The sequence below is a fragment of the Mesobacillus jeotgali genome, from assembly GCF_031759225.1.
Classification (GTDB): domain Bacteria; phylum Bacillota; class Bacilli; order Bacillales; family Cytobacillaceae; genus Mesobacillus; species Mesobacillus jeotgali_B.
In genome coordinates this window covers 2,734,940-2,756,877 of sequence record NZ_CP134494.1, presented here as the reverse complement: position 1 = coordinate 2,756,877, position 21,938 = coordinate 2,734,940, and the positions used below count along the sequence as shown (strand labels likewise).

Here is a 21,938-nt window from a genome sequence, read left to right as displayed (position 1 = left end):
AAACGCTTACATAATTAAACTTATTTAGGAGGTTGATTGAATGGAAAATTTGCTGCCATACACTGTAGGTGAGTTATTGGAAGTCCAAGCCAGGAATTATCCGGAACACGAAGCGGTCGTATATTCAGACCGTGACTTGAGGATGAATTATAAGGAGTTCAACACGCTTTGCCGTAAAGCTGCCAGAGGATTAATGAAGCTTGGAGTGAAGAAAGGCGAACATATTGCTGCGTGGTCCTCTAATACGCCTGAATGGGTGGTCTCCCAATTTGCCACTGGAAAAATGGGGGCAGTCCTTGTGACGGTCAACACCAATTATCGGACGGCTGAATTGGAGTATCTATTAAAACAGTCGGATTCTACGACAATCATATTGATGGAGCAATTTAAGGATGCTTCATATATTGACATGGTCTACGAGATTGTCCCAGAGTTGAAATCGAGTGAACCTGGAAAGCTTGATAGCAGTACTCTGCCATATTTGAAAAATGTCATTGTAATGGGGGAAAAACGTTTTCCAGGGACGTACAGCTGGCAGGACATCCTGGATATGGCCGATAATGTGACAGAGGAAGAACTTGACGAACAAATGGCCACTCTGAAGCAGAGTGATGTCATTAATATGCAGTATACTTCAGGTACGACTGGATTTCCTAAGGGAGTTATGCTGACTCACAGCAATATTGTCAATAACGCCTATAATGTTGCCTCCGCAATGAAGCTTACGGACCAAGATAGATTGTGTATCCCTGTCCCGTTTTTCCATTGCTTCGGCTGCGTAATGGGGACGCTCGCTTGTGCCACTGTGGGAGCTACAATGGTGCCGGTCCAGGAATTCAGCCCAAAAGCAGTTCTTGAGACAGTCGAAAAAGAAAAGTGCACTGCACTTCACGGGGTTCCAACTATGTTCATCGCTGAGCTGAATGATCCTGACTTCGAAAAATATGACCTGTCCTCTTTGAGAACTGGAATCATGGCTGGGTCCAATTGCCCGATTGAAGTGATGAAGGCAGTCAATGAAAAAATGGGTGCTACAGAAATTACCATTGCCTACGGCCAAACAGAATCCTCTCCGGTTATTACGCAGACCAGGACGAATGATCCACTCGAATTGAGGGTGGAAACAGTGGGTAAAGCCCTTCCTGAGGTCGAGGTGAAAATCGTCAAGCCGGGCACGATGGAGGAAGTTCCAAGAGGAGTTCAGGGAGAACTGTGCACTCGCGGATATCATGTAATGGACGGGTATTATAAAAATCCTGATGCAACAAGGGAAGCAATTGATGGTGAAGGATGGCTCCATACAGGGGATCTTGCAGTCATGGATGAAAACGGCTATTGTCGAGTAACTGGCAGATTAAAAGATATGATCATCAGGGGCGGGGAAAACATTTACCCGCGTGAAATCGAAGAATTCCTGTACAGACATCCGAAAGTCCTTGATGTCCAGGTGGTAGGCATCCCAGACAGCGTGTATGGTGAGGAAGTCATGGCCTGGATCATTTTAAAGGATGGAGAAGCTGCTACAGCAGAAGAAATCAAAGAATATTGCAAGGGGAAAATTTCGAAGCACAAGATCCCAAGATATATCGAATTCACAGATAGCTATCCAATGACCGCGTCAGGTAAAATACAGAAGTTCAAGCTGAAAGAACAAGCATTGGAAGCTGTAGAAGAGCTAAAGAATGTATAAAGAGGAGAGGATGGAATCACAGAGATTCCATCCTTTTCCTTTTGCAATCCGTCGTATGATGTTTCGAACTATACAGGAAGGTTCTAAATGACTAAAATTAAGCTAAAGGTATATTTTGGAGGAAATACAATGCTGATTAATGAAAAGGAATTTAAAATTAAGGATCTGGATTACATAATCAGATCTGCGGTGGAAGCGGATGCCGAGGCTTTATCAGAGTTAAGGCTCCAAATCGATGGGGAGACTGAAAATCTTGACCGCGAGCCAGGGGAGGCATTCATTGATGCTCAGGGATTTAGAACACTCATAAAAGCGGATTCGGAGAGTGATAGGAACCTATTTTTGGTGGCTGAGACTGATGGGAAACTGATCGGTTTTTCTAGATGTGCTGGAACTGAACTGAAGAGGTTCAGGCATAAGGTGGAATTCGGTGTCTGTGTTTTAAAAGGATTCTGGGGCTATGGTATTGGCAAAAACCTTTTACAAGAATCGATTTCATGGGCAGACGGGGAAGGGATTAAGAAAATGACTCTGAATGTGATGGAATCCAATGAAAATGCCAAAGCACTCTATGAAAAGTTGGGCTTTGAGGTAGAAGGCATCTTGAAGGATGACAAACTTTTATCTGACGGGAAGTACTATAATATGATTGTTATGGGGCGCTTAAATCATGTTGATGAGGAGATAAGCAATGAATAATGCCTTACAGGAAGCTTTTGATCAATCAAAATATAAGTTGACCGGCCATGGAAGGCGAAATATCCAGGTCTTAAAGGATGCATTTGAAGATGTCGATGGGCAGCTTGATAGTGATCTTTATGGAGAAGGAAAAGTAATTGAGGACTTTCAGGACAAAATGGCTGCGTTCCTCGGCAAGGAGAGGGCTGTTTTCTTTCCGAGCGGAACGATGGCACAACAAATCGCATTGCGCATTTGGTGTGATGAAAAAGGATTGCCAAAAGTAGCGTATCATCCTTTAAGCCACCTGGAAATCCACGAGGAAGACGGACTAAAGGAATTGCATAATATCAAAACGACCCTCATTGCAGATGAAACCCGTGTCATCGAGCTTGAAGATGTAGTATCCATGGAGGACTCCGTTGCTTGTTTATTGCTGGAGTTGCCGCAGAGAGAAATTGGCGGGCAGCTTCCAAGCTATGAAACTCTTGAAGGCATATCAAAATATTGCCGAAATAATGGGATCAGGCTGCATCTTGACGGTGCGAGGCTCCTGGAAGTTCTGCCTTATTATGAGAAAACGGCTTCGGAAGTGTGCGAACTTTTTGACAGTGTCTATCTCTCTTTTTACAAAGGAATAGGAGGGATTGCAGGTGCAATCCTTGCGGGCGGGGAAGAATTCGTCACTAAGTCAAAGGTGTGGAAAAGGCGATATGGCGGAGATTTGATTAGCCTTTACCCATATATTGTTTCAGCAGATCATTACTTCAACCAGAAATCAAACAAAATGCCGCTGTATTATGAGAATGCAAAGGAACTGGCGGACTTCTATAATTCGTGCCATTCTGTATCGACTCTTCCCAAGATTCCCGTTTCGAACATGTTTCATGTTCATTTTCCTCAGCCTAAAGAGGAGATAGAGACGGTCTTAATTGAAGTGATGGGCAAAACAGGAGTGGGGTTAATAAATCACCTAAGGGCAACGGGAGAATCATCATGTTATTTTGAAGTAAGTGTTGGGGATCGTTATGGAGAAATTCCAATAGAAGCAGTGAAACATGCCTTTATACAGCTGGATGAATGCATGAGAAATAAATTCCCATCATGATATTTACAATTTAGCAAATAAATCACACACCGTTGACGAAATTTAGAACATCATTTTGAACATTTTGTTACAACTGCACCGGCAATATATTAATTAATATCATTACTCCCTATAATATAGTGTATATACCTGAATCAATATCAAGGTTTCAGGTTAATGGGGGTATGGTCTTATGAAATGGCTTTGGGTTTTAATGCTGTCGGCCATAAGTGTTCTATTCTTGTTTAAAGGAATTGAGCTATGGTCGGTCATTGACCATGTGGATGGGGATGGCATCGGGATAACCTTTTTAGGTTTTAGCATTAACGATAGAGTTTTGAATGAAAGTATATCGGGATATGCGCTGGGTTTTACGATTGCGTCGATCATACCATTTCTGGTTGCAGCAAATATTGCTCTTAGGGCAAAAATGAAAAAGCATTTAGATGCAGAAAAGATATAGATTAAGCCTGGCTCAACAAAAAGCCTGGCTTATTTTTTTACACAAGAAGATGTTACATCCATAACACGACGGGAAAAATAGTACAAAACTGAGGGAGGAAGCAAAATGTGCGGAAGGTTTTCATTGTTTGAGGACATAAATAGTTTAAAAGAACAATTTCAATTCGATTTTCCGGAGGAACTTGATGCCAGGTACAATATCGCTCCTGGACAGGACATCCTGACGGTGATTGGTAATGGAGAAGGCAGAACAGGGACCAGGATGAGGTGGGGATTGATTCCCTTCTGGGCGGACGATGAAAAAATCGGCTACAAAATGATCAATGCGCGTGCTGAGACAGTCGATGAAAAAGCGAGCTTCAAGCATGCACTTAAACAAAGGCGCTGCCTCATCCTTACTGATGGTTTTTATGAATGGAAAAAAGAAGGGAAACAAAAGCAGCCATACCGTTTTGGGATGAAAAATAAAAAGCCCTTTGCTTTAGCAGGGCTGTGGGAAAACTGGAATAAGGACGGGAAGGAGATTACTTCCTGTACGATTATCACGACCAGTCCAAATGAAGTCACCGAAAAAGTTCATGACAGAATGCCTGTGATTCTTCCTGAAGACAAGCTTGGTCTCTGGCTTGATTCTTCTATGGATCAAACAGATAAGCTAAAAGAGCTGTTGGTGCCATACAAGGCTGACTTCATGGAATTTTACTCAGTTTCCACCGCAATAAATTCGGCTAATAATGAAGGAAAGGAATTGATTGCTCCAATAAACAGCTTGTAAAAAAAAACTCTTTAACCCTTCGATGTTTAATACAAGTCTTGATGGTGGTATAGAAAGACACAGCCAAACACCAAGATGAAAACATCCTGGAAAGAGGGGTTAACATGAATGGATTTACTAAAACAGGATTTTATGAGCTGATTTACAAGAATGAACGTTTTTCTTTTTTACAATATATTCGAAAAGATGTAATATGTGATGTTTGTTATATAACTTTGAAGAATGTAATTACTGGTGAAACAATGACATTTGATCAATCAGAAGTGCGTGCTCTGAAAATAGCAGGGGAAGAAGCGAATGCCAGCTAACTGTTGCCTAATGGATCATCTATTCTTTATACTATAGTATAAGAAATTAGTTAAAGGAAGTGCAGAAGATGATCCACACCAACTGGCACGAGCGCGAAACAATTAAGAAACTGAAATGCGTTCACACAGATGCAAAGAAATACATTGTAAATGACAAGCTGACATCTGGAAAGGTATATGATGTCAAAAACGAGACGGAGGAATTTTATTTCATAGTAGATAATTCCGGCAGAGTTGGCGGTTATTACAAAGATTATTTTGAAGAGGTAAAATAAGTTAGCAGGCTGCACTGAAATCGTGCGGCCTGCTTTTTCGATTGGCCAGCATTCTATTTCATAGAAGTAATTCCCAGACTATGTTCCCTGGTGGTATGATAAATGGATATACGACCAAACGGGAGATGGGAAGATGGAAAAAATCATGCTGGAAGGTAATACAGTAAAACTGTTGCCAATGGAAAAAAGTCATCTTGATGGTTTATGGGAAGCTGGTCATCATCAGTCAATTTGGGAATTTACATCTTCAAAGGTCAGAAGTAAGGCCGAAATGAAAACGGTCATTGAAACGGCAATAGCAGAGAGGGAGAAAGGAACGCAAATTCCATTTACCGTTTTTGACAAGAAAACGGGGAAAATAGTTGGAAGCACAAGATTCCTGGATATTTCAGAAGCACATAAATCACTTGAAATAGGATGGACCTGGTACAGTCCGGATTATTGGAGAACAAGGGTGAATACAGAATGTAAATTCCTTCTCCTTCAACATGCTTTTGAAAAAAAGGGAGTAAACAGGGTGCAGTTTTGTACTGACTCGAGGAATGTTCGCTCCCAGGCAGCCATTGCCCGTCTCGGTGTAGAAAGAGAAGGGGTGCTGCGCAAACATCGAATTATTGCTGATGGCTATGTAAGGGATACCGTCATCTTTAGCATTCTGAAAGAAGAATGGCCAAGGATTAAAAAAGGATTACAAGAAAAATTGAAGTGAAATAGTAGCAAAAGGAAGGTTATTTCTTTGGTATATTTAGGAGTAGGGCTTGGGGGAATGTTAGGCAGCCTCTTGCGATACTTGGTCAGTCTAAGTACAAATAATATTTTAAATATTGGCTTTCCCATGGGCACGCTAATTGCGAATCTTGCTGGCTCGTTGTTCTTAGGTTGGTTCACAGCCCGTATCGTAGAAAGAAGCAAATTGAATCCTGTGCTGATGGCAACCATAGGTACGGGGTTAACAGGATCATTCACCACTTTTTCAACCTTCAGTTTAGAAACCTTGTTAATGATTGAGAAAGGCAGCATAGGGTTAGCAGTATTCTATGTGCTTCTTAGTGCTGTTGGTGGTTTGCTCCTAGCTGCAGCAGGCTATAAACTTGGTGCAGAACCTGGCAGGGAGGCTGGAAAATGAATGGACTTGTAATGGTAGCTTTAGGAGGAATGGCAGGAGCTCTCTCGAGGTTCGGAGTTCAAAAAATAATGCCTCAAACGTTTTTGCCGGCAGCAACGCTCTCTGTGAACCTACTGGGATCATTTTTGCTTGGATGGATTGTCGGTCAAGGAATCCATGGGAACCTTTATCTTTTCGCAGCCACAGGCTATATGGGAGCATTCACTACTTTTTCAACTCTCAATGTTGACTTAGTCAAGTTGATTAACAACAAACAAAGTAAACCTGTTGTGGTCTATGTGATCAGTACTTATATCGGTGGCCTTATCTGTGCAGCAGCAGGTTTATTTTTGGGCAAAATATAACACCATTTTATACTGCACCATCATGTTAGTTCAGTGGCTAACAATTTCGGTGCAGTGTATAATGGTGTTTTTTCTTTAGGTTTTATTGTAATTCTCTCTTTTTCTTCAAAAGCTCTGATAGGAGCTTGTCGAGTTGCTCATATCCAGGTTCATCTTTGGACATGAAGGACAGCCTGCCAATAGTGGCGTTGATTTCATTTTGGAGTACCATCAATTCCTCTGTTTTGTCCTTATTTTCTGGATTAGGCAAAGAATTTTGGCTGTTCAACTCTTTCATGCCGAATTCTTTTCTGCTGATCTTTCCGTTATCGATCCATAAAATTTTGTCACTGATTTTCTCTTGAAAATAAACATCATGGGAGACCACCAGGATCGAACCATGAAAATTCAATAGTGTTTTTTCGAGACTTTCCCTGCTGGCAAGGTCGAGGTGATTTGTCGGTTCATCCAGAATCAGCAAATCGATTTCAGCCAACAGCATCATTACAAGCTTCACTCTCGTCCTCTCACCAAGACTCAAGTGGCTTAAAGGTACGATAAGCTTTTCTTCTTTGAGACCCATATTGGCAAATATGGTCCTCGCTCTGCCAATCGACTCCCTATTTGAAAGTCCAGTATACTCAAGTGCCGTTTTATTTGGGGGGAGGTCTGAAACATCCTGGCTAAGATATCCGATTTTTAATGTCTCGCTCACCCATACCTCACCGGATGTTGTTTTTTCTTCACCAATCAATATCTTGATCAGCGTAGATTTCCCGCTGCCGTTTTTACCTAGAAGGGCCATTCTTTCTCCATGGTTCATATAAAAATGGCTTTCTTTAAACAAACAACGGCTGCCAAAGGACTTTGACAGCTTTCGGGCTTCTAAAATCCGTTTCCCTTTTTTTCGCCCATCCTGAAATTCGAAGCGGACCTTAGCCTCTTCCTTGGGTTGTTTTACCTCATTCTTTTCAAGCTCTTGATTCAGACGTTTCATCTTAGATTTAATTTGATTGTCCATCTTCTTTGCCTTCATCCGATGGTATTCCTTATATCCGATTTGCCTTCTTTCGGAAGCAGAACCTTGTTTCGTCGAATCCCTATGAGCCTTTTCTGACCAGTTTTTAAGATTAGCCATTTGCTGTTCAATTTGTTGCTTATGTTTTTGCTGAATTTCGTATTGATGAAGCTGGATCTCATACAATCTCTCTTTTTCCTTGCGGTAAGAAGTGTAGTTACCTTTATATAAGCTGGTTGCACCATCCTCAATTTCGATAATTTCTGTGACCGTCCGGTCGAGGAAATACCGATCATGTGAAATGATGATCACGGCGCCTTTAAAAATCTTCAATTCGTCAATCAGCCACTCTACGCCCTGCAAGTCCAAGTGGTTTGTCGGCTCATCCAATATGAGCAGTTCCGGCTTGCTTGCCCAAACACCCGCGAGTGATATTTTCAACTTTTCACCGCCGCTTAACTTGCCCCAATCAGGATTTGCCAAATCAATTTCCTTGTTAAGTCCTAACCGGCTTGAAAGCTGAAAGAGATTTCCGTCTGTAAGAGAATAGCGATCTCCCAATTCATGAATGGCATATTCAGTTGATTGTTTAAGATAACCGATATTCAGGCTTCTGTTAAAAGTTTCGATCCTCCCTTGATCAGGGGTCAGACTACCATTAATGATATTTGCCAAAGTAGTCTTACCAGCACCATTGTTGCCCACAAGGCCAATTCTGCTGTCTTTTTTTATATCTAATTCAGCATTTTTCAGTATTTGCTTCTCATCAAAGCTCTTTTGAATACCTCTTATTTTCATGATCGTCATAAAAAATTCCACCTTTCGTTTTGTGACTACTGAATGAAGGTGAGTATTTTCTCCATCAAAAAAACCTCCCAGGTGTTTTCCCGGAAGGTTCTGCAATGGCAATCACAATTGATTCAAGCGCCACAAAACAAGCATAGAAATGCCAAAAGGCAATATGCTTTAATCAGGCTATAAATCGACTTGGAATGGCTAAAAGGGCAGACTAATCCTATTTCCGGGCAACACGTTTTTCATATTGAAAAATCGGGCAGAAAATAAGATTAGTATTTCATCGGCTCTTTACCATTCCCTTCGAGTATCGTTAATACACAGTATAACTTGATGAAAAGTTGAGTGTCAACCACAATATTCCATAAAAAAAGCCTGGCATGAATACCAGGCGGATTGCTTATACTTGTTGTTCAACTTTTACAGAAGTATCTTTTGTTTGATAAATTCTCCTCGCCAATAAAGTTTGGATAATCAGGAATATTCCCCCGATTGTCCAGTAAAGCGGAAGGGCAGAGGGGGCGTTCAGCGAGAACATGACAATCATGATCGGTGACAGCATCCCCATGATCTTCATTTGTTTCTGCTGTTCTGGTGTCATGTTCATCATGCTAACCTTGGACTGAAGGAAGTAGATCACGCCAGCTGCTGCGGTAATCCATAAATCCGAATGTCCGAGGTTAAACCACAGGAATGAATGGCTGGCAATTTCTGCAGAACTACTTATTGCATAATAAAGACCCATTAAAATAGGCATCTGGATCAGCATAGGCAGACATCCGACTGAAAGTGGATTCACTCCATGCTTTTGATAGAGTCCCATCATTTCCTGCTGTAGCTTCCGCTGCTCCGCAGGATCTTTGGTTCCTTTTAGCTTCTTCTGGATTTCATCCATTTCTGGCTTCACGATTTCCATTTTTTCTTTCATGTTCTGCTGGTTTTTATATTGTTTTAACATTAGCGGCATTAATACCAGTCTGATCAACAAGGTGATCATGATGATGGCGAGCCCGTAACTTCCACCGGTCAGCCCTGCAAAAAGCTGAATCAGCCACGTGAATGGATTAACAAATGTTGTCTGAAAAAAGGAACCTTCGCTGGTCATAGCCTGGCAGCCAGTTAATAGAATTGGTATAAATAGAACAAAAATCATGGTGTAAAGCTTTTTCATTATTCTCCTCCTAGAGTATAAATTAGTAATTAACTAAAGGAGAAAAATGGCTGTCTTCATCACCGGGATCAATCTTTATTCTTATTCGTTTAAGGATACGAAGTTGAAATCTTGTTAGGAGATCAGCTTTGTTTTTAAAAGCTGCATCATAATCAGATGACTTCAATTTGATTTGTAAAATATACGAGTCTATAAATGAAGGGTTACTGAACATCCACAGGGCGGACATCGACATGCTTATTAACAAGGTCAAATAAACACTATAAACCGCTGTTGCATCCACGGATTGTGCATATAATTCAAGCAGCATGCCATCACCTCTTTCACTTTTTGACTCATTAATCAAGTATATTTGAACAATCACCTATTATCAATATACGATTAAAGGAAATGAAAAGTTTCGTTTCCTAGAAATTGTAAATATTGAACTGGTTTCAAATTGAAAAAAAGAGGTTAAGTATATAGAACAAATATTCAATATAAACAGCGCCTATTCGAAAGGGGTAGCGATTATGAAAAGAGTATATGGATTAATGATCAATTCAGGAGATGCTGATGAGATGCTCTGGGATCACGGAGTATGGGAAACCGAAGAGGCAGCAAATGAATATATTGTAAATGAAATGTCCACGATCAGCGGTGTGTGGGTGGGAGAAATCCAGGTCAATGATGGAATTCCAGAAGCAGCAGACTATGCAGAGGAAGAAATGGTAGAATGCGCACTATGTGGGATCGAATATAACCCGGAGGATGTCAACACCGATGATTACGACGAAGCTGTGTGCATCAACTGCGAACCGGGATATAAGGAAAATATGAATATAGCATAAAGCTGTATGGCTGACTCAAGGTTGGATAAATTCTGCGCCATGAACTAGAGGTTCATGGCTTTTTGATTAAGTATGCATGCATTTAGACAGCTTTCCAGGATATGGGGGCAAAGCTGTCAAGAAAATTCCGTTATTGTGACAGCTTTTCAGGATATGGAGGAAAAGCTGTCAAGAAAATCCGGTTATTGTGACAGCTTTCCAGAATATGAGGGCAAAGCTGTCAAGAAAATCCGGTTATTGTGACAGCTTTCCAGAATATGAGGGCAAAGCTGTCAAGAAAAGCTTGTTATTGTGACAGCTTTCCAGAATATGAAGGCAAAGCTGTCAAGAAAATCTGGTTATTGTGACAGCTTTTAAGTAGAAGGGGCCAAAGCTGTCAAGAAAATCCGGTTATTGTGACAGCTTTCCAGAATATGAGGGCAAAGCTGTCAAGAAAAGCTCGTTATTGTGACAGCTTTCCAGAATATGAAGGCAAAGCTGTCAAGAAAAGCTCGGTTATTGTGACAGTTTTTTAGGGGAAGGGGCCAGAGCTGTCAAGAAAATCCGGTTATTGTGACAGCTTTTAAGTAGAAGGGGCCAAGGCTGTCAAGAAAATCCGGTTATTGTGACAGCTTTTAAGTAGAAGTGGCAAAAGCTGTCAAGAAAAGCTCGTTATTGTGACAGCTTTTCAGGATATGAAGGCAAAGCTGTCAAGAAAAGCTCGTTATTGTGACAGCTTTTCAGGATATGAAGGCAAAGCTGTCAAGAAAAGCTCGTTATTGTGACAGCTTTTCAGGATATGAAGGCAAAGCTGTCAAGAAAACCCTGTTATTGTGACAGCTTTTCAGGAAAAGGAGGTAAAGCTGTCAAGAAACCCCCACTGGTATCGTATATAAACTTACATTCCCCAGTAAGTGACCGTATCAAAAATTCCAACGACTATTAAAAGGAATCCTGCAAATCTCTGTACAATTGATCCTAGCTTGCGGCCTTTTTTCATCAACGAACCGTTCAGCCCGATGTAGGAGATGATTGCCGCAAAGATAATCAATGGGATCGTAGTACCAATGGCAAAAACAGAAGGCAGCACAGCACCGTAGGAAGTATTCAAAACGATTGGCATAAGGGTAAAAAAGAATAAGGAAAACATTGTAGGACAAAATGCGATGGAAAAGCTTACCCCCATTAAAAACGAGCCTGTTTTCCCGCTTCCTGTCCACTGCGGCAGAACGGAAGTCAAACGAGTAATCCAATTAAATGCGAATAGTCCAATTAGTGACAGGCCAATCAGGATGAATAGGGGACCCATCAATTTACGGAACCCGGAGAAGAACTCTGGCAAAACTTGCTGGAAGCTTTGTCCGACCAGCCAGACTGCAAGGCCCAGCAGTGTAAAGACCAAAATTTTACCTAGCAGGAAATAGAAAATCTCGACCCATTGGCTTTTTGATTGCAAGCTCCTATTGCCATAGTAGGTAATAGCACCAATATTTCCTGTCAGCTGGCATGGGGCAAGTGCGCCGACAAGCCCTAACAGGAAGCTAGCCAATAAGGGAATTTGCTCAGTCTGATTCACAAGCGTGAAAAAAGGGCCACTCAACCAGTTGCTGATTTCCGAAAAGAGTTGATACATACAATTCCTCCACTAAACACTATTAACACCATGATACTAAAAAAATATCAAAATAGTATGCAGAAAAAAACAGCAGGCATTCCTCCTGCTGTTAATTCATTGCTATATGGGCTGTCAGTAGCTTATAGGCATTATCTACTTCATCATCTGATGGAGGTTCGACATCTTTAAGTGGATACTCGAGGCCTAATGCTTCCCATTTATAAACACCAAGCTTATGATAAGGCAAGACTTCAAGCTTTCGAACATTCTGCAGGGTGCCAATAAACTCGCCTAATTTGGTAAGGTCCTCAATTTCATTTGTGACCCCGGGGACGAGTACATGGCGAACCCAAATTGGTACTTGATGATCAGATAAAAAGCGGGCGAAATCCAATATATGATCATTTGCCATACCTGTCAGTTTGATATGTTTTTTCCTATTGATATGTTTTAAATCTAATAGGATCAGGTCAGTGTAATTCAAAAGCTCTGCCAGCTGCTCCTGAAAAAGGGGAGCGGTTGAGTAACAACCTCCAGAAGAATCAATTGTAGTGTGCACTCCGAGCTTTTTGCATTCCTTGAATAGTTCTGTAATGAAAGGAATCTGTAAGAGCGGTTCACCGCCGCTCACAGTGATGCCGCCGCCTGATGCATCAATGAAAGGCAGGTAGGCTTTTAAATCATCGATGATTTCGGAAACAGACATCTGTTTGCCCGTGCCGATCTCCCAGGTGTCTGCGTTATGGCAAAATTGACAGCGCAGGAGGCACCCCTGTGTAAAGATGACATAGCGAATCCCAGGTCCGTCTACGGTTCCGAAGGTTTCAATTGAATGAATGTTTCCGATCATGATGATTTCTCCTTTCTTAAAACAGGAGTTTCCGCCACAGGGGAGGGAACTCCTGTTTCTGTACAAAAATTTTATTTACATTGTTTCGTGGAACGTACGGTTAATGACATCCATCTGCTGCTCACGTGTAAGCTTGATGAAGTTTACTGCATATCCAGATACACGAATTGTCAGCTGCGGATATTCTTCAGGATGCTCCATAGCGTTCAACAGAGTTTCTCTGTTAAAGACGTTGACGTTTAAGTGATGTCCTTCTTTGATCGCATAACCGTCAAGGATGGATACAAGGTTATTTGTACGGCTGTCTTCATCTTTTCCAAGCGCCTTTGGCACGATGGAGAAAGTATTTGAAATGCCGTCCATTGCATAGCTGTATGGCAGTTTTGCTACAGATGACAGGGAAGCAAGTGTTCCCTTTGTATCACGGCCGTGCATTGGGTTAGCACCTGGCGCGAATGGTTCTCCAGCGCGGCGACCATCTGGTGTATTGCCAGTCTTTTTGCCATAAACGACGTTTGAAGTAATCGTTAAGATTGACATTGTATGAACAGAATTGCGATACGTCGGATGCTTCCGCAGTTTTGTCATGAAGTTTTTCACGAGTTCAACAGCGATGCAGTCAACACGATCATCATTGTTTCCATACTTAGGGAAATCGCCTTCAGTTTCAAAATCAACGGCAATGCCGTTTTCGTCACGGATTACTTTTACCTTGGCATGCTTGATAGCGCTCAATGAATCCGCCACTACGCTTAGGCCTGCGATTCCAGTTGCCATGGTGCGAAGGACTTCAGTGTCATGCAGCGCCATTTCGATTCTTTCGTAGCTGTATTTATCATGCATGTAGTGGATGACATTGAGTGTGTTGATGTAAAGGCCAGCAAGCCATTCCATTACATTATCGAATTTTGCCATTACTTCTTTATAGTCAAGTACATCGGAAGTGATCGGGCTAAATGCTGGAGCCACTTGGACCTTGAGTTTTTCATCAACACCGCCATTGATTGCATAGAGCAATGCCTTTGCCAGGTTTGCACGTGCTCCGAAGAATTGCATCTGCTTTCCGATTTCCATCGCTGACACGCAGCATGCAATACCATAGTCATCTCCATATTCACAGCGCATCAAATCGTCATTTTCATACTGGATTGAGCTTGTTTTGATGGACATCTCAGCACAATACTTCTTGAAATTCTCAGGCAGGGCAGGTGACCATAACACTGTCAGGTTTGGTTCTGGTGCAGGACCGAGATTATCAAGTGTATGAAGGAAACGGAAAGAGTTCTTCGTAACAAGTGATTGTCCGGTATGTGCCATACCGCCGATTGATTCTGTTACCCAGGTAGGGTCACCGCTGAATAACTCGTTGTAATCAGGTGTACGTGCGAATTTCACCAGGCGAAGTTTCATGACAAAGTGGTCAACAATTTCCTGTGCTTCTTTTTCAGTAAGTGTGCCATTTTGAAGGTCGCGTTCAATATAGATGTCCAGGAATGTTGCCACGCGTCCAAGGCTCATCGCTGCGCCATTCTGTTCTTTGATTGCTGCAAGGTATGCGAAGTAGACCCATTGGAAAGCTTCTGTTGCATTGGATGCTGGCTTGGAAATATCATAGCCATAGCTCTGAGCAAGCTGCTTCAATTCATTCAATGAACGGTATTGCTCAGAGATTTCTTCTCTCAGGCGCATGGTGTCCTCAGTCATGACATTACTAGTCATTCCATGATCTTTCTTCTTTTGCTCCATCAGGAAGTCAACACCATAAAGAGCAACACGACGGTAGTCACCGATGATGCGGCCGCGGCCATATGCATCTGGCAAGCCAGTAATGATACCGGCCTTACGAGCCTGAAGCATCTCCTTTGTATAGACGTCGAAAACACCCTGGTTATGCGTCTTACGGAAATCAGTAAAGATCTTTTCGACTTCCTTATCCAATTCAAAACCATATGCTTCACAAGCGGCCTTAGCCATGCGAATGCCGCCGAATGGCTGCATAGAGCGTTTGAATGGCTGGTCAGTCTGGAAACCTACAACCTTTTCTTTTGATTTATCAAGATATCCTGGCCCGTGGGAAGTGATCGTCGATACAACCTTGGTATCCATATCAAGGACACCGCCATTGTCACGTTCCTGCTTTGTTAATTCCATTACCTGCTGCCATAATTGAAGTGTTTCTTCAGTTGCCCCTTCAAGGAAGCTGGAATCACCAGTATATTCAGAGAAGTTTCTTAAGATGAAGTCCCTAACATTGATTTCTTCCTGCCAAGCACCATTTTTAAAGCCTTTCCATTGTTCCATTTAAGTTCACCTCTAAAATAGATGTTTATATAACAGTTGCTACACTTTAATCATACTACGGATATAACAGTTTGAGTGTGACATATTTGTGAAAATATGAACAAAGTAATATTTATCTGGATTCAAGTGAAATTTTTCAAGTGAAATAAAAATCTGTATTATAATTGGATGAGAGGAATTCAGTTCTGTTATATAAGAATCCCTTTATATATATAATTCTATCAGGAAATTTTACACTGTGTTTATAGTGTTATGTATGTTTTGTGTCAATTACAGCAAAAGAAAAAACAGGATGAAATATCCTGTTCTTAAAAGAGCTTAATCGACGACGATATAGGCGATCATCGGTCCATTATGTTCTGCTGACGGATGTGTAAGGCAAATCAGCCTGTACGTTCCTTCTTTATCAAACTGTAAGGGCACTACAGTTTCTTTCCCTTTTTTTACTACCCCTTTAATATCGGTTCCTTCTATAATGAAAGGGTGTTCCTTTCCGTTGACTCCAAGTATTTTCAAACTAACCTTTTCACCTTTTTCCAAAAAGATTGTACCTGGATCCCATCTGTATGCTTCAATTTCTTTTCCATCTTCCATAGTGGACTTAAACTCGCCGGTCACCATGTGGATTTCCCGGATCTGCTCATTCTGGCCGCCTATTGCCGGGGTGGCATCAGGCTTTAGGCTCAACCAAATAGATCCGACGATGGCAATAAAAGCGATTAGTGCAATAAAGTATAATGTTCTTCTTTTTAACACAAAGAAATGCATTGTTTTCACCTCCTTAATATCCTCTTTAAATATCTATGCTCGTCCCCTAGCTGAACTTGTCTAATTTTTTTTGAATATCGCTTGTATAGATTAACAGGGCAACAACAAACTATAGATTAGATAGAAAACAAGGAGGAAAGTATGTACCGTTTATTTACGCATAATGACTTAGATGGTGTGGCCTGCGGGATCCTTTTCAGGCTTGCATTCGGTGAAAAAGCAGATATTCGTTATAACTCTGTTTCGGGGCTAAATTTTCAGGTTGAGAAATATTTTGAAAGAATGAATGACCGCATGAAAAAGGAAGACCACTTGTACATAACAGATTTATCTGTCAACCATGATGTGGCAGAAAAAATAAATCAGTTCGTAAATGATGGGGGAAAGGCAAAACTGATTGACCATCATAAAACAGCATTGCATTTCAATGAAAATAGCTGGGGCATTGTAAAAGTAGAAGATGAATCGGGGACACTGACAAGCGCGGCATCACTTGTATATGACTACTTAGTCCAAGGAAACCATTTGGCCAGGAATGGTGCGCTTGATGAGTTTGTTGAGCTTGTCAGACAATATGATACCTGGGACTGGGATATTCTGAAGAACTACAAAGCTAAAAATTTAAACGACCTGTTTTTTATGGTTTCGATTGAAGAGTTTGAAGAGCGGATGGTCCCCCGTCTGACATCAGGCGATACATTTGAATATGATGATTTTGAAAAAAAACTACTGGAAATGGAAGAAGACAAAATCGAACGATATATCAGGAGGAAAAAACGGGAAATCATCCAGATCGAAACAGATGGGTTATATGGCGGAGTGGTTCATGCTGAATCCTATCATTCAGAATTAGGGAATGAGCTTGGAAAGGAATATCCACATTTGGATTATATAGCGATTTTGAATTTGGGCGGAAAGAAAATAAGCTTCAGAACCATCCATGATGACGTAGATGTTTCTGCTGTCGCAGGGGAGTTTGGCGGAGGCGGACATGCCAAAGCTTCTGGTTGTTCAATGAATAAGGAAGCCTATAACCGCTATATTGAACAAGCTTTTCCGCTGGATCCGATCAAGCCGGATGCCTTTAGAAATACTTATAATGTAAAGGATTCGAAAAAGGGCTGCCTCTATGAAAATCGTGACCGGGAATTTTTCTTGATTTATACTGATGGAACCAGTTATTTTGTTCAGTTGGAAAGTAAAGAGCGGCATGGACCTTTCGACAGTTTTGAATCAGCTGACCGCTTTTTGAAAAGAGAGTACGGAGCAGCCCTTGCAAGGGATGAAGTTTATATCTCCTATTTAGAAAATATCGTTTTTAACGGAAGGAATTGAAGCAGACTAGGGTGCCAAAATCATAGTCAATTATTTAAATGTAGGTCACCGATGAAATTTATTGGTGGCCTGTTTTTGTGTAAAGTTGGATGGTAATAAGTTAGGATTGTTCCATTATCGGGAATCAACTAAAAGAACTGATTTTCAGCATTCCTTATAAAAAGGTTCGTTTAAAGTTTACAATCTTTTCAGATTATTCCAGTTTGATTAAAAAACAATAACACTAGACAACTTTCGACAGATTTCTGTTAAAATGGGTGAAGAGATTAGACACTGGATGTGGTAGGATGAAGAATGTTTTTGGCCTGTTTATGTTGTTATTAATAATAATCTATTCTTCTGTTGATTTAGTGGCAGCAGAAGGAGAAGAAGATCCCATTTTGACTTCTGAAGCTGCTGTCTTAATGGACACGGAATCAGGTGCGATTTTATTTGGGAAAAATGAAGAAGCAAAAATGTATCCTGCGAGCCTGACAAAGATTGCAACCGCCATTTATGCAATAGAATCAGGTGACCTTGATGAGTTAGTCGTTGTTAGTAAGGAGATTGAGAATATCGATGGTACAAGGGTTTATCTCAATCCTGGAGAGCAAGTGCCTTTAAGGAAACTGGTTCAGGGAATGCTCATTAATTCAGGCAATGATGCTGCATTGGCAATCGCTATTCATTTGGACGATTCAATGGAGAGCTACTCAAAGAACATAAATAAGTTTTTGGAGACCCATATTGGTGTGGAAGACACACATTTCGTCAACCCACATGGTCTATTCGATGAAAATCATTATACAACAGCCAAGGACCTTGGCATGATCCTAAACTATGCAATGAATAACCCTGATTTCAGGGAGATCTTTGGCACTAAACAATTGGAATGGGATGGAGAATCGTGGGATACTACGATACTTTCCCATCATCGTATGCTTAAAGGTGAAATTCCTTATGAAGCTGTAACTGGTGGAAAAACAGGTTTTGTGGACCAATCGAAGCAAACGCTTGCAACCACGGCAGATAACGGCAATTTGAAATTGACGGCCATATTGCTGAAATCGGAATATAAACGAAAAATTTATGAAGACACCATCAAGCTTTTCGACTATGGTTTCGCTGGTTTTAATTCCTCTCAAATCAAGAAAGGGGAAACCTTTGCAGCTGGTGATTTGAAGTTCAAAGCTGGCGAGGACCTCTTTGTGACTGAACCAATAGAAGATGGCAAGAGAGTGGTCGAAAAAGACGGAATTTTGAAGATCGAGAATAAGGATGGAGAAATCATTCAATCCATTGAGCTTAAACCATTGATTGGAAAAAAACCTGAAGTAAAGAAGGAGGCTTCGCCAAAACCTGAGCAAAGTGGATTGCTTTCTGTCAATACGATATTGGGAGCATTGGTACTAGTGGCGGCAGCTGGAGTGTGGGTAATAAATCGAAAACAAAAAAAGAACAGAAGATTCCGAAGCAGGTGATTTAGCCTGCTTTTTTATTTTCCTGAATCTGAAGTTTTTTCCCATAAAAGTAAAAAATTTGATTGTAAAGAGGCTTTACAAGGAATTAAAGTATTTTTACAGTGTGTTAATAAGAGATTAATAGAGTCCCATTATAGTAGAGAGCGTAGTAAACAACTTATCTGGAGGTCTTGAAATGATTAAAGCTAACTTTAAAAAGAAGATTCTTCCGCTCGCGGTTCTATCAACTGTAGCGTTCGGCAGTATAGTGGGAACGTTCAACGCTGAGGCCAAAAATGAAAAAAAAGATAATTCTGCAGAGATTAAAAATGTCATTTTCCTAGTCGGTGATGGAATGGGAGTTTCTTATACTTCTGCATACCGCTACTTAAAGGACGACCCGAATACAACTGAAGCTGAAAAAACTGAATTTGATAAATATCTTGTTGGCAATCAAATGACTTATCCTGAAGACCCTGAACAAAATGTAACTGACTCTGCTTCCGCAGCAACAGCAATGTCTGCGGGAATCAAGACGTATAATGCAGCAATCGCTGTTGACAATGACGGCTCTGAAGTAAAGACAGTTCTTGAAGCTGCTAAGGAAAATGGAAAGGCAACAGGCCTTGTAGCGACTTCCGAGATTACACACGCAACTCCTGCATCTTTTGGGGCGCACGATGAAACCCGCAAGAACATGAATGGTATTGCTGATGATTACTTTGATGAATTGGTTAATGGAGAGCACAAAATCGATGTCATGCTTGGCGGCGGGCTAAGCAACTTTGAACGTCCAGACAGAAACCTTGCAAATGAATTCCAGAAAGATGGTTATAGCTATGTAACGAACAAGCAGGAGTTGCTCGATAACAAAAACGAAAAGGTACTTGGACTTTTTGCACCTGGTGGTATGGACAAGATGATCGACCGCAATGAAGAAACTCCATCCCTTGAGGAAATGACAAAATCAGCAATTCAGCGTTTGAACAAAGACAAGGATGGCTTCTTCCTGATGGTAGAAGGCAGCCAGGTTGACTGGGCTGGCCATGACAATGATATCGTTGCTGCGATGAGTGAAATGCAAGATTTCGAGATGGCATACAAAGCAGCGATCGAATTCGCGAAAAAGGACAAGCACACATTAGTTGTTGCGACTGCTGATCACTCAACAGGCGGATACTCAATTGGTGCTAACGGCATTTACAACTGGTTCGGTGCACCAATTAAGGCCGCCAAACGCACGCCTGACTTCATGGCTGCCGAAATTGCAAAAGGAGCTAATGTAGAAGAAACATTAAGGAAATATATTGATTTTGAATCTCAAGATCTTCCATCGCTGACAGTCGAAGAAATTCAATCTGTAAAAGATGCTGCTGCAGGTAAAGAAAGGGACATTGACAACGCTATTGAGAAGATTTTTGACACACGTTCAAATACTGGCTGGACAACAGGCGGCCACACTGGTGAAGATGTTCCCGTATACGCATTCGGACCTGGTAAAGAGCGTTTCTACGGACAGATTGACAATACTGACAATGCAAAACACATTTTTGATATTCTGGCTAACGGCAAGAGGAAATAATGAAATAACCACTCCCGCAGAAACCTTGGATCTGCGGGAAGTTTCTTGAGAGGGGTTTTCAATATGAAAAAATACCTGCAATTAATATTGGCTGTTTCAATGCTGACAGGCTGTTCATGTGCCGAGGCGGAGTCAAGTAAGGAAAGTATAACTGCAGAAACCTTTGCGGAGAAACCAATAAAGAGAAATACAGATGTATTTGTACCTAATCCGCAAGTAACGGATGACAGGGAACTTAAAAAACCAGGCGATTCTTTTACTGACGATAAAGGAGAATTAACCCTTAAGGCAGTGAAGGAAGTCAATAAAACATTCAATCTGGATGGAATTGAATACCGAGTTAAAGATGTTAAGTTGCTGCACTTTATTCCTGATTACAGCCTGATTGATTTCTTCCATCCGTATACACATGAAGAAGAATTTGATTTTGTTAAAATTGGCGTGGAAGTAAAAAATCTTTCCAGTGAAAGCTATCATTTTGGTCCGGTGGCTATGGTGAATATCAATGATACAATTCATAAAACATGGGAAGATGATTTTTACCTGGAGGAATTACATGGTGAGATTTTAACCGGACAAGAGAAGCAAGGGAATCTTGGATTTATCGTGGATGAGCTTGATACCCTCGAAAAAGTAGAAATCCTTTCAGGCGACCTGGTTGATAAAGATAAAAAGAAAATCGGGGAACCCATTAACCTTGTTGTAACTTTTGAATAAAAGGTTAATATTTTTCATGGCATGGGTTTTACTGGATGTCAGTTTGGTTTTACAAACTAACGAGAAGTTCAGACCACATAATAGTCTTATTGAATGCAGAAAGCCATGGAGCATCCATGGCTTTTTTTAACGGAATTACAGGTTTGGATTGTTATTGTTTTAATAATGAAGTAGAAAGAAGCATAATGAATGATATTATTATCATGGCAATTACCCATAGCCAGGCCGACTGCATGTTTCCCGACTCAAGCGCTACATAGATTGCAGTTGGGGCGGTTTGGGTCTTTCCGGGCAAATTGCCGGCAAACATAAGGGTAGCTCCAAATTCCCCGAGGGCTCTGGAAAAGCTTAAAATAAGTCCGGTGATTAAAGTTTTTGCTGAAAGGGGAAGAGTAACATATAAAAAAACCTTCCACTCATTTGCTCCGTCTACTCTCGCAGCTTCCTCCGCTCCAGGATCTATTGACAGGAACCCAGTCTTTGCTGATTGATACATCAATGGAAAGGCTACGACAGACGCAGCAATGACAGCTGCCCACCAGCTAAAAATAATGGGACTGCCGAATACAGATTCAATTAGTCTTCCAATGGGGCTATTGATGCCAAAGATTACAATCAAGAGAAATCCCACCACAGTGGGAGGGAGTACTAAAGGCAATGTTAACAGCGTTTCTACAGCTGTTTTACCAAAGAAATGCCTCCTTGCCATAAACCTTGCAGCGAATATGCCGAATAAAAACACAAACAATACCGACACAGAAGCAATCTCTAGCGAAAGTTTAATGGGGCTCCAGAACTCAGTGCTCATAAAATA

General features: G+C 41.2%; 23 protein-coding genes. 15 read left to right on the top strand and 8 right to left on the bottom strand.

The window, feature by feature from the left end; all coding sequences use genetic code 11:
- The first annotated feature begins 49 nt into the window (after window positions 1-49).
- The 10 genes from RH061_RS13845 (at window position 50) to RH061_RS13800 (ending at window position 6,745) form a co-directional block, all read left to right on the top strand.
- Window positions 50-1,690 (top strand): AMP-binding protein, encoded by a 1,641-nt coding sequence (locus RH061_RS13845; protein WP_311076400.1) that lies wholly within the window; start codon window positions 50-52, stop codon window positions 1,688-1,690.
- A gap of 129 nt (window positions 1,691-1,819) precedes the next feature.
- Window positions 1,820-2,389: a GNAT family N-acetyltransferase gene (locus RH061_RS13840; RefSeq protein WP_311076399.1), complete on the top strand. Its 570-nt coding sequence runs from the start codon at window positions 1,820-1,822 to the stop codon at window positions 2,387-2,389.
- A complete protein-coding gene (locus RH061_RS13835) occupies window positions 2,382-3,476 on the top strand; it encodes a threonine aldolase family protein (protein WP_311070966.1) in 1,095 nt (364 codons plus the stop codon). Before RH061_RS13840 ends, RH061_RS13835 begins: the two co-directional genes overlap by 8 nt.
- 172 nt (window positions 3,477-3,648) lie before the next feature.
- Window positions 3,649-3,918 carry a hypothetical protein gene (locus RH061_RS13830; RefSeq protein ID WP_311070964.1) on the top strand — a complete coding sequence of 90 codons (270 nt, stop codon included), beginning with the start codon at window positions 3,649-3,651 and terminating at the stop codon, window positions 3,916-3,918.
- Window positions 3,919-4,023: 105 nt separating this feature from the next.
- Window positions 4,024-4,692, top strand: a complete 669-nt coding sequence (locus RH061_RS13825) for an SOS response-associated peptidase (protein WP_311070963.1) — start codon at window positions 4,024-4,026, stop codon at window positions 4,690-4,692.
- Window positions 4,693-4,796: 104 nt separating this feature from the next.
- A complete protein-coding gene (locus RH061_RS13820; protein WP_311070961.1) occupies window positions 4,797-5,000 on the top strand; it encodes a hypothetical protein in 204 nt (67 codons plus the stop codon).
- Between the two features lie 68 nt (window positions 5,001-5,068).
- Window positions 5,069-5,275: a DUF6501 family protein gene (locus tag RH061_RS13815; RefSeq protein ID WP_311070959.1), complete on the top strand. Its 207-nt coding sequence runs from the start codon at window positions 5,069-5,071 to the stop codon at window positions 5,273-5,275.
- A gap of 133 nt (window positions 5,276-5,408) precedes the next feature.
- Entirely contained in the window at window positions 5,409-5,984 is a 576-nt protein-coding gene (locus RH061_RS13810) for a GNAT family N-acetyltransferase (protein WP_311070957.1), read from the top strand.
- 27 nt (window positions 5,985-6,011) lie between these two features.
- Window positions 6,012-6,401, top strand: coding sequence for a fluoride efflux transporter CrcB (gene crcB, locus RH061_RS13805; RefSeq protein WP_311070956.1), 390 nt, complete (start codon window positions 6,012-6,014; stop codon window positions 6,399-6,401).
- Window positions 6,398-6,745, top strand: coding sequence for a fluoride efflux transporter FluC (locus RH061_RS13800; protein ID WP_311070954.1), 348 nt, complete (start codon window positions 6,398-6,400; stop codon window positions 6,743-6,745). Before crcB ends, RH061_RS13800 begins: the two co-directional genes overlap by 4 nt.
- An 82-nt stretch (window positions 6,746-6,827) precedes the next feature.
- On the opposite strand, the gene abc-f is transcribed toward RH061_RS13800, so the two are convergent.
- The 3 genes from abc-f to RH061_RS13785 all read right to left on the bottom strand — a co-directional run bounded on the left by abc-f (window position 6,828) and on the right by RH061_RS13785 (window position 10,018).
- Window positions 6,828-8,549: a ribosomal protection-like ABC-F family protein gene (abc-f, locus tag RH061_RS13795; protein ID WP_311070952.1), complete on the bottom strand. Its 1,722-nt coding sequence runs from the start codon at window positions 8,547-8,549 to the stop codon at window positions 6,828-6,830.
- 388 nt (window positions 8,550-8,937) lie between these two features.
- On the bottom strand, window positions 8,938-9,708 hold the full coding sequence (gene yidC, locus RH061_RS13790) for a membrane protein insertase YidC (RefSeq protein WP_311070951.1): 771 nt from the start codon (window positions 9,706-9,708) through the stop codon (window positions 8,938-8,940).
- A 22-nt stretch (window positions 9,709-9,730) separates the two neighbouring features.
- A complete protein-coding gene (locus RH061_RS13785; RefSeq protein ID WP_311070950.1) occupies window positions 9,731-10,018 on the bottom strand; it encodes a hypothetical protein in 288 nt (95 codons plus the stop codon).
- A gap of 202 nt (window positions 10,019-10,220) precedes the next feature.
- Here RH061_RS13785 and RH061_RS13780 point away from each other — a divergent pair, with 202 nt between their 5' ends.
- Window positions 10,221-10,538: a PHD finger domain-containing protein gene (locus tag RH061_RS13780; RefSeq protein WP_311070949.1), complete on the top strand. Its 318-nt coding sequence runs from the start codon at window positions 10,221-10,223 to the stop codon at window positions 10,536-10,538.
- Between the two features lie 877 nt (window positions 10,539-11,415).
- On the opposite strand, the gene RH061_RS13775 is transcribed toward RH061_RS13780, so the two are convergent.
- The 4 genes from RH061_RS13775 to RH061_RS13760 all read right to left on the bottom strand — a co-directional run bounded on the left by RH061_RS13775 (window position 11,416) and on the right by RH061_RS13760 (window position 16,051).
- Window positions 11,416-12,150: an urease accessory protein UreH domain-containing protein gene (locus RH061_RS13775; protein WP_311070948.1), complete on the bottom strand. Its 735-nt coding sequence runs from the start codon at window positions 12,148-12,150 to the stop codon at window positions 11,416-11,418.
- Window positions 12,151-12,241: 91 nt separating this feature from the next.
- Window positions 12,242-12,982, bottom strand: coding sequence for a pyruvate formate-lyase-activating protein (gene pflA, locus RH061_RS13770; RefSeq protein ID WP_311070947.1), 741 nt, complete (start codon window positions 12,980-12,982; stop codon window positions 12,242-12,244).
- A 75-nt stretch (window positions 12,983-13,057) separates the two neighbouring features.
- The gene (gene pflB / locus RH061_RS13765; protein ID WP_311070944.1) at window positions 13,058-15,283 is read right to left on the bottom strand and encodes a formate C-acetyltransferase; all 2,226 of its coding nucleotides are present in this window, start codon (window positions 15,281-15,283) and stop codon (window positions 13,058-13,060) included.
- Window positions 15,284-15,601: 318 nt separating this feature from the next.
- Window positions 15,602-16,051 (bottom strand): cupredoxin domain-containing protein, encoded by a 450-nt coding sequence (locus RH061_RS13760; RefSeq protein WP_311070943.1) that lies wholly within the window; start codon window positions 16,049-16,051, stop codon window positions 15,602-15,604.
- A 141-nt stretch (window positions 16,052-16,192) separates the two neighbouring features.
- On the opposite strand from RH061_RS13760, the gene RH061_RS13755 reads away from it, so the two are divergent.
- The 4 genes from RH061_RS13755 (at window position 16,193) to RH061_RS13740 (ending at window position 21,124) form a co-directional block, all read left to right on the top strand.
- The gene (locus RH061_RS13755; RefSeq protein ID WP_311070942.1) at window positions 16,193-17,386 is read left to right on the top strand and encodes a DHH family phosphoesterase; all 1,194 of its coding nucleotides are present in this window, start codon (window positions 16,193-16,195) and stop codon (window positions 17,384-17,386) included.
- 287 nt (window positions 17,387-17,673) lie between these two features.
- Window positions 17,674-18,846, top strand: coding sequence for a D-alanyl-D-alanine carboxypeptidase family protein (locus RH061_RS13750; protein WP_311070941.1), 1,173 nt, complete (start codon window positions 17,674-17,676; stop codon window positions 18,844-18,846).
- 175 nt (window positions 18,847-19,021) lie between these two features.
- On the top strand, window positions 19,022-20,407 hold the full coding sequence (locus RH061_RS13745; protein WP_311070940.1) for an alkaline phosphatase: 1,386 nt from the start codon (window positions 19,022-19,024) through the stop codon (window positions 20,405-20,407).
- Between the two features lie 63 nt (window positions 20,408-20,470).
- A complete protein-coding gene (locus RH061_RS13740; protein WP_311070939.1) occupies window positions 20,471-21,124 on the top strand; it encodes a DUF4352 domain-containing protein in 654 nt (217 codons plus the stop codon).
- A gap of 151 nt (window positions 21,125-21,275) precedes the next feature.
- On the opposite strand, the gene modB is transcribed toward RH061_RS13740, so the two are convergent.
- Complete coding sequence (modB, locus tag RH061_RS13735; RefSeq protein ID WP_311070938.1) at window positions 21,276-21,932, bottom strand: molybdate ABC transporter permease subunit; 657 nt, start codon at window positions 21,930-21,932, stop codon at window positions 21,276-21,278.
- Window positions 21,933-21,938: the final 6 nt, after the last annotated feature.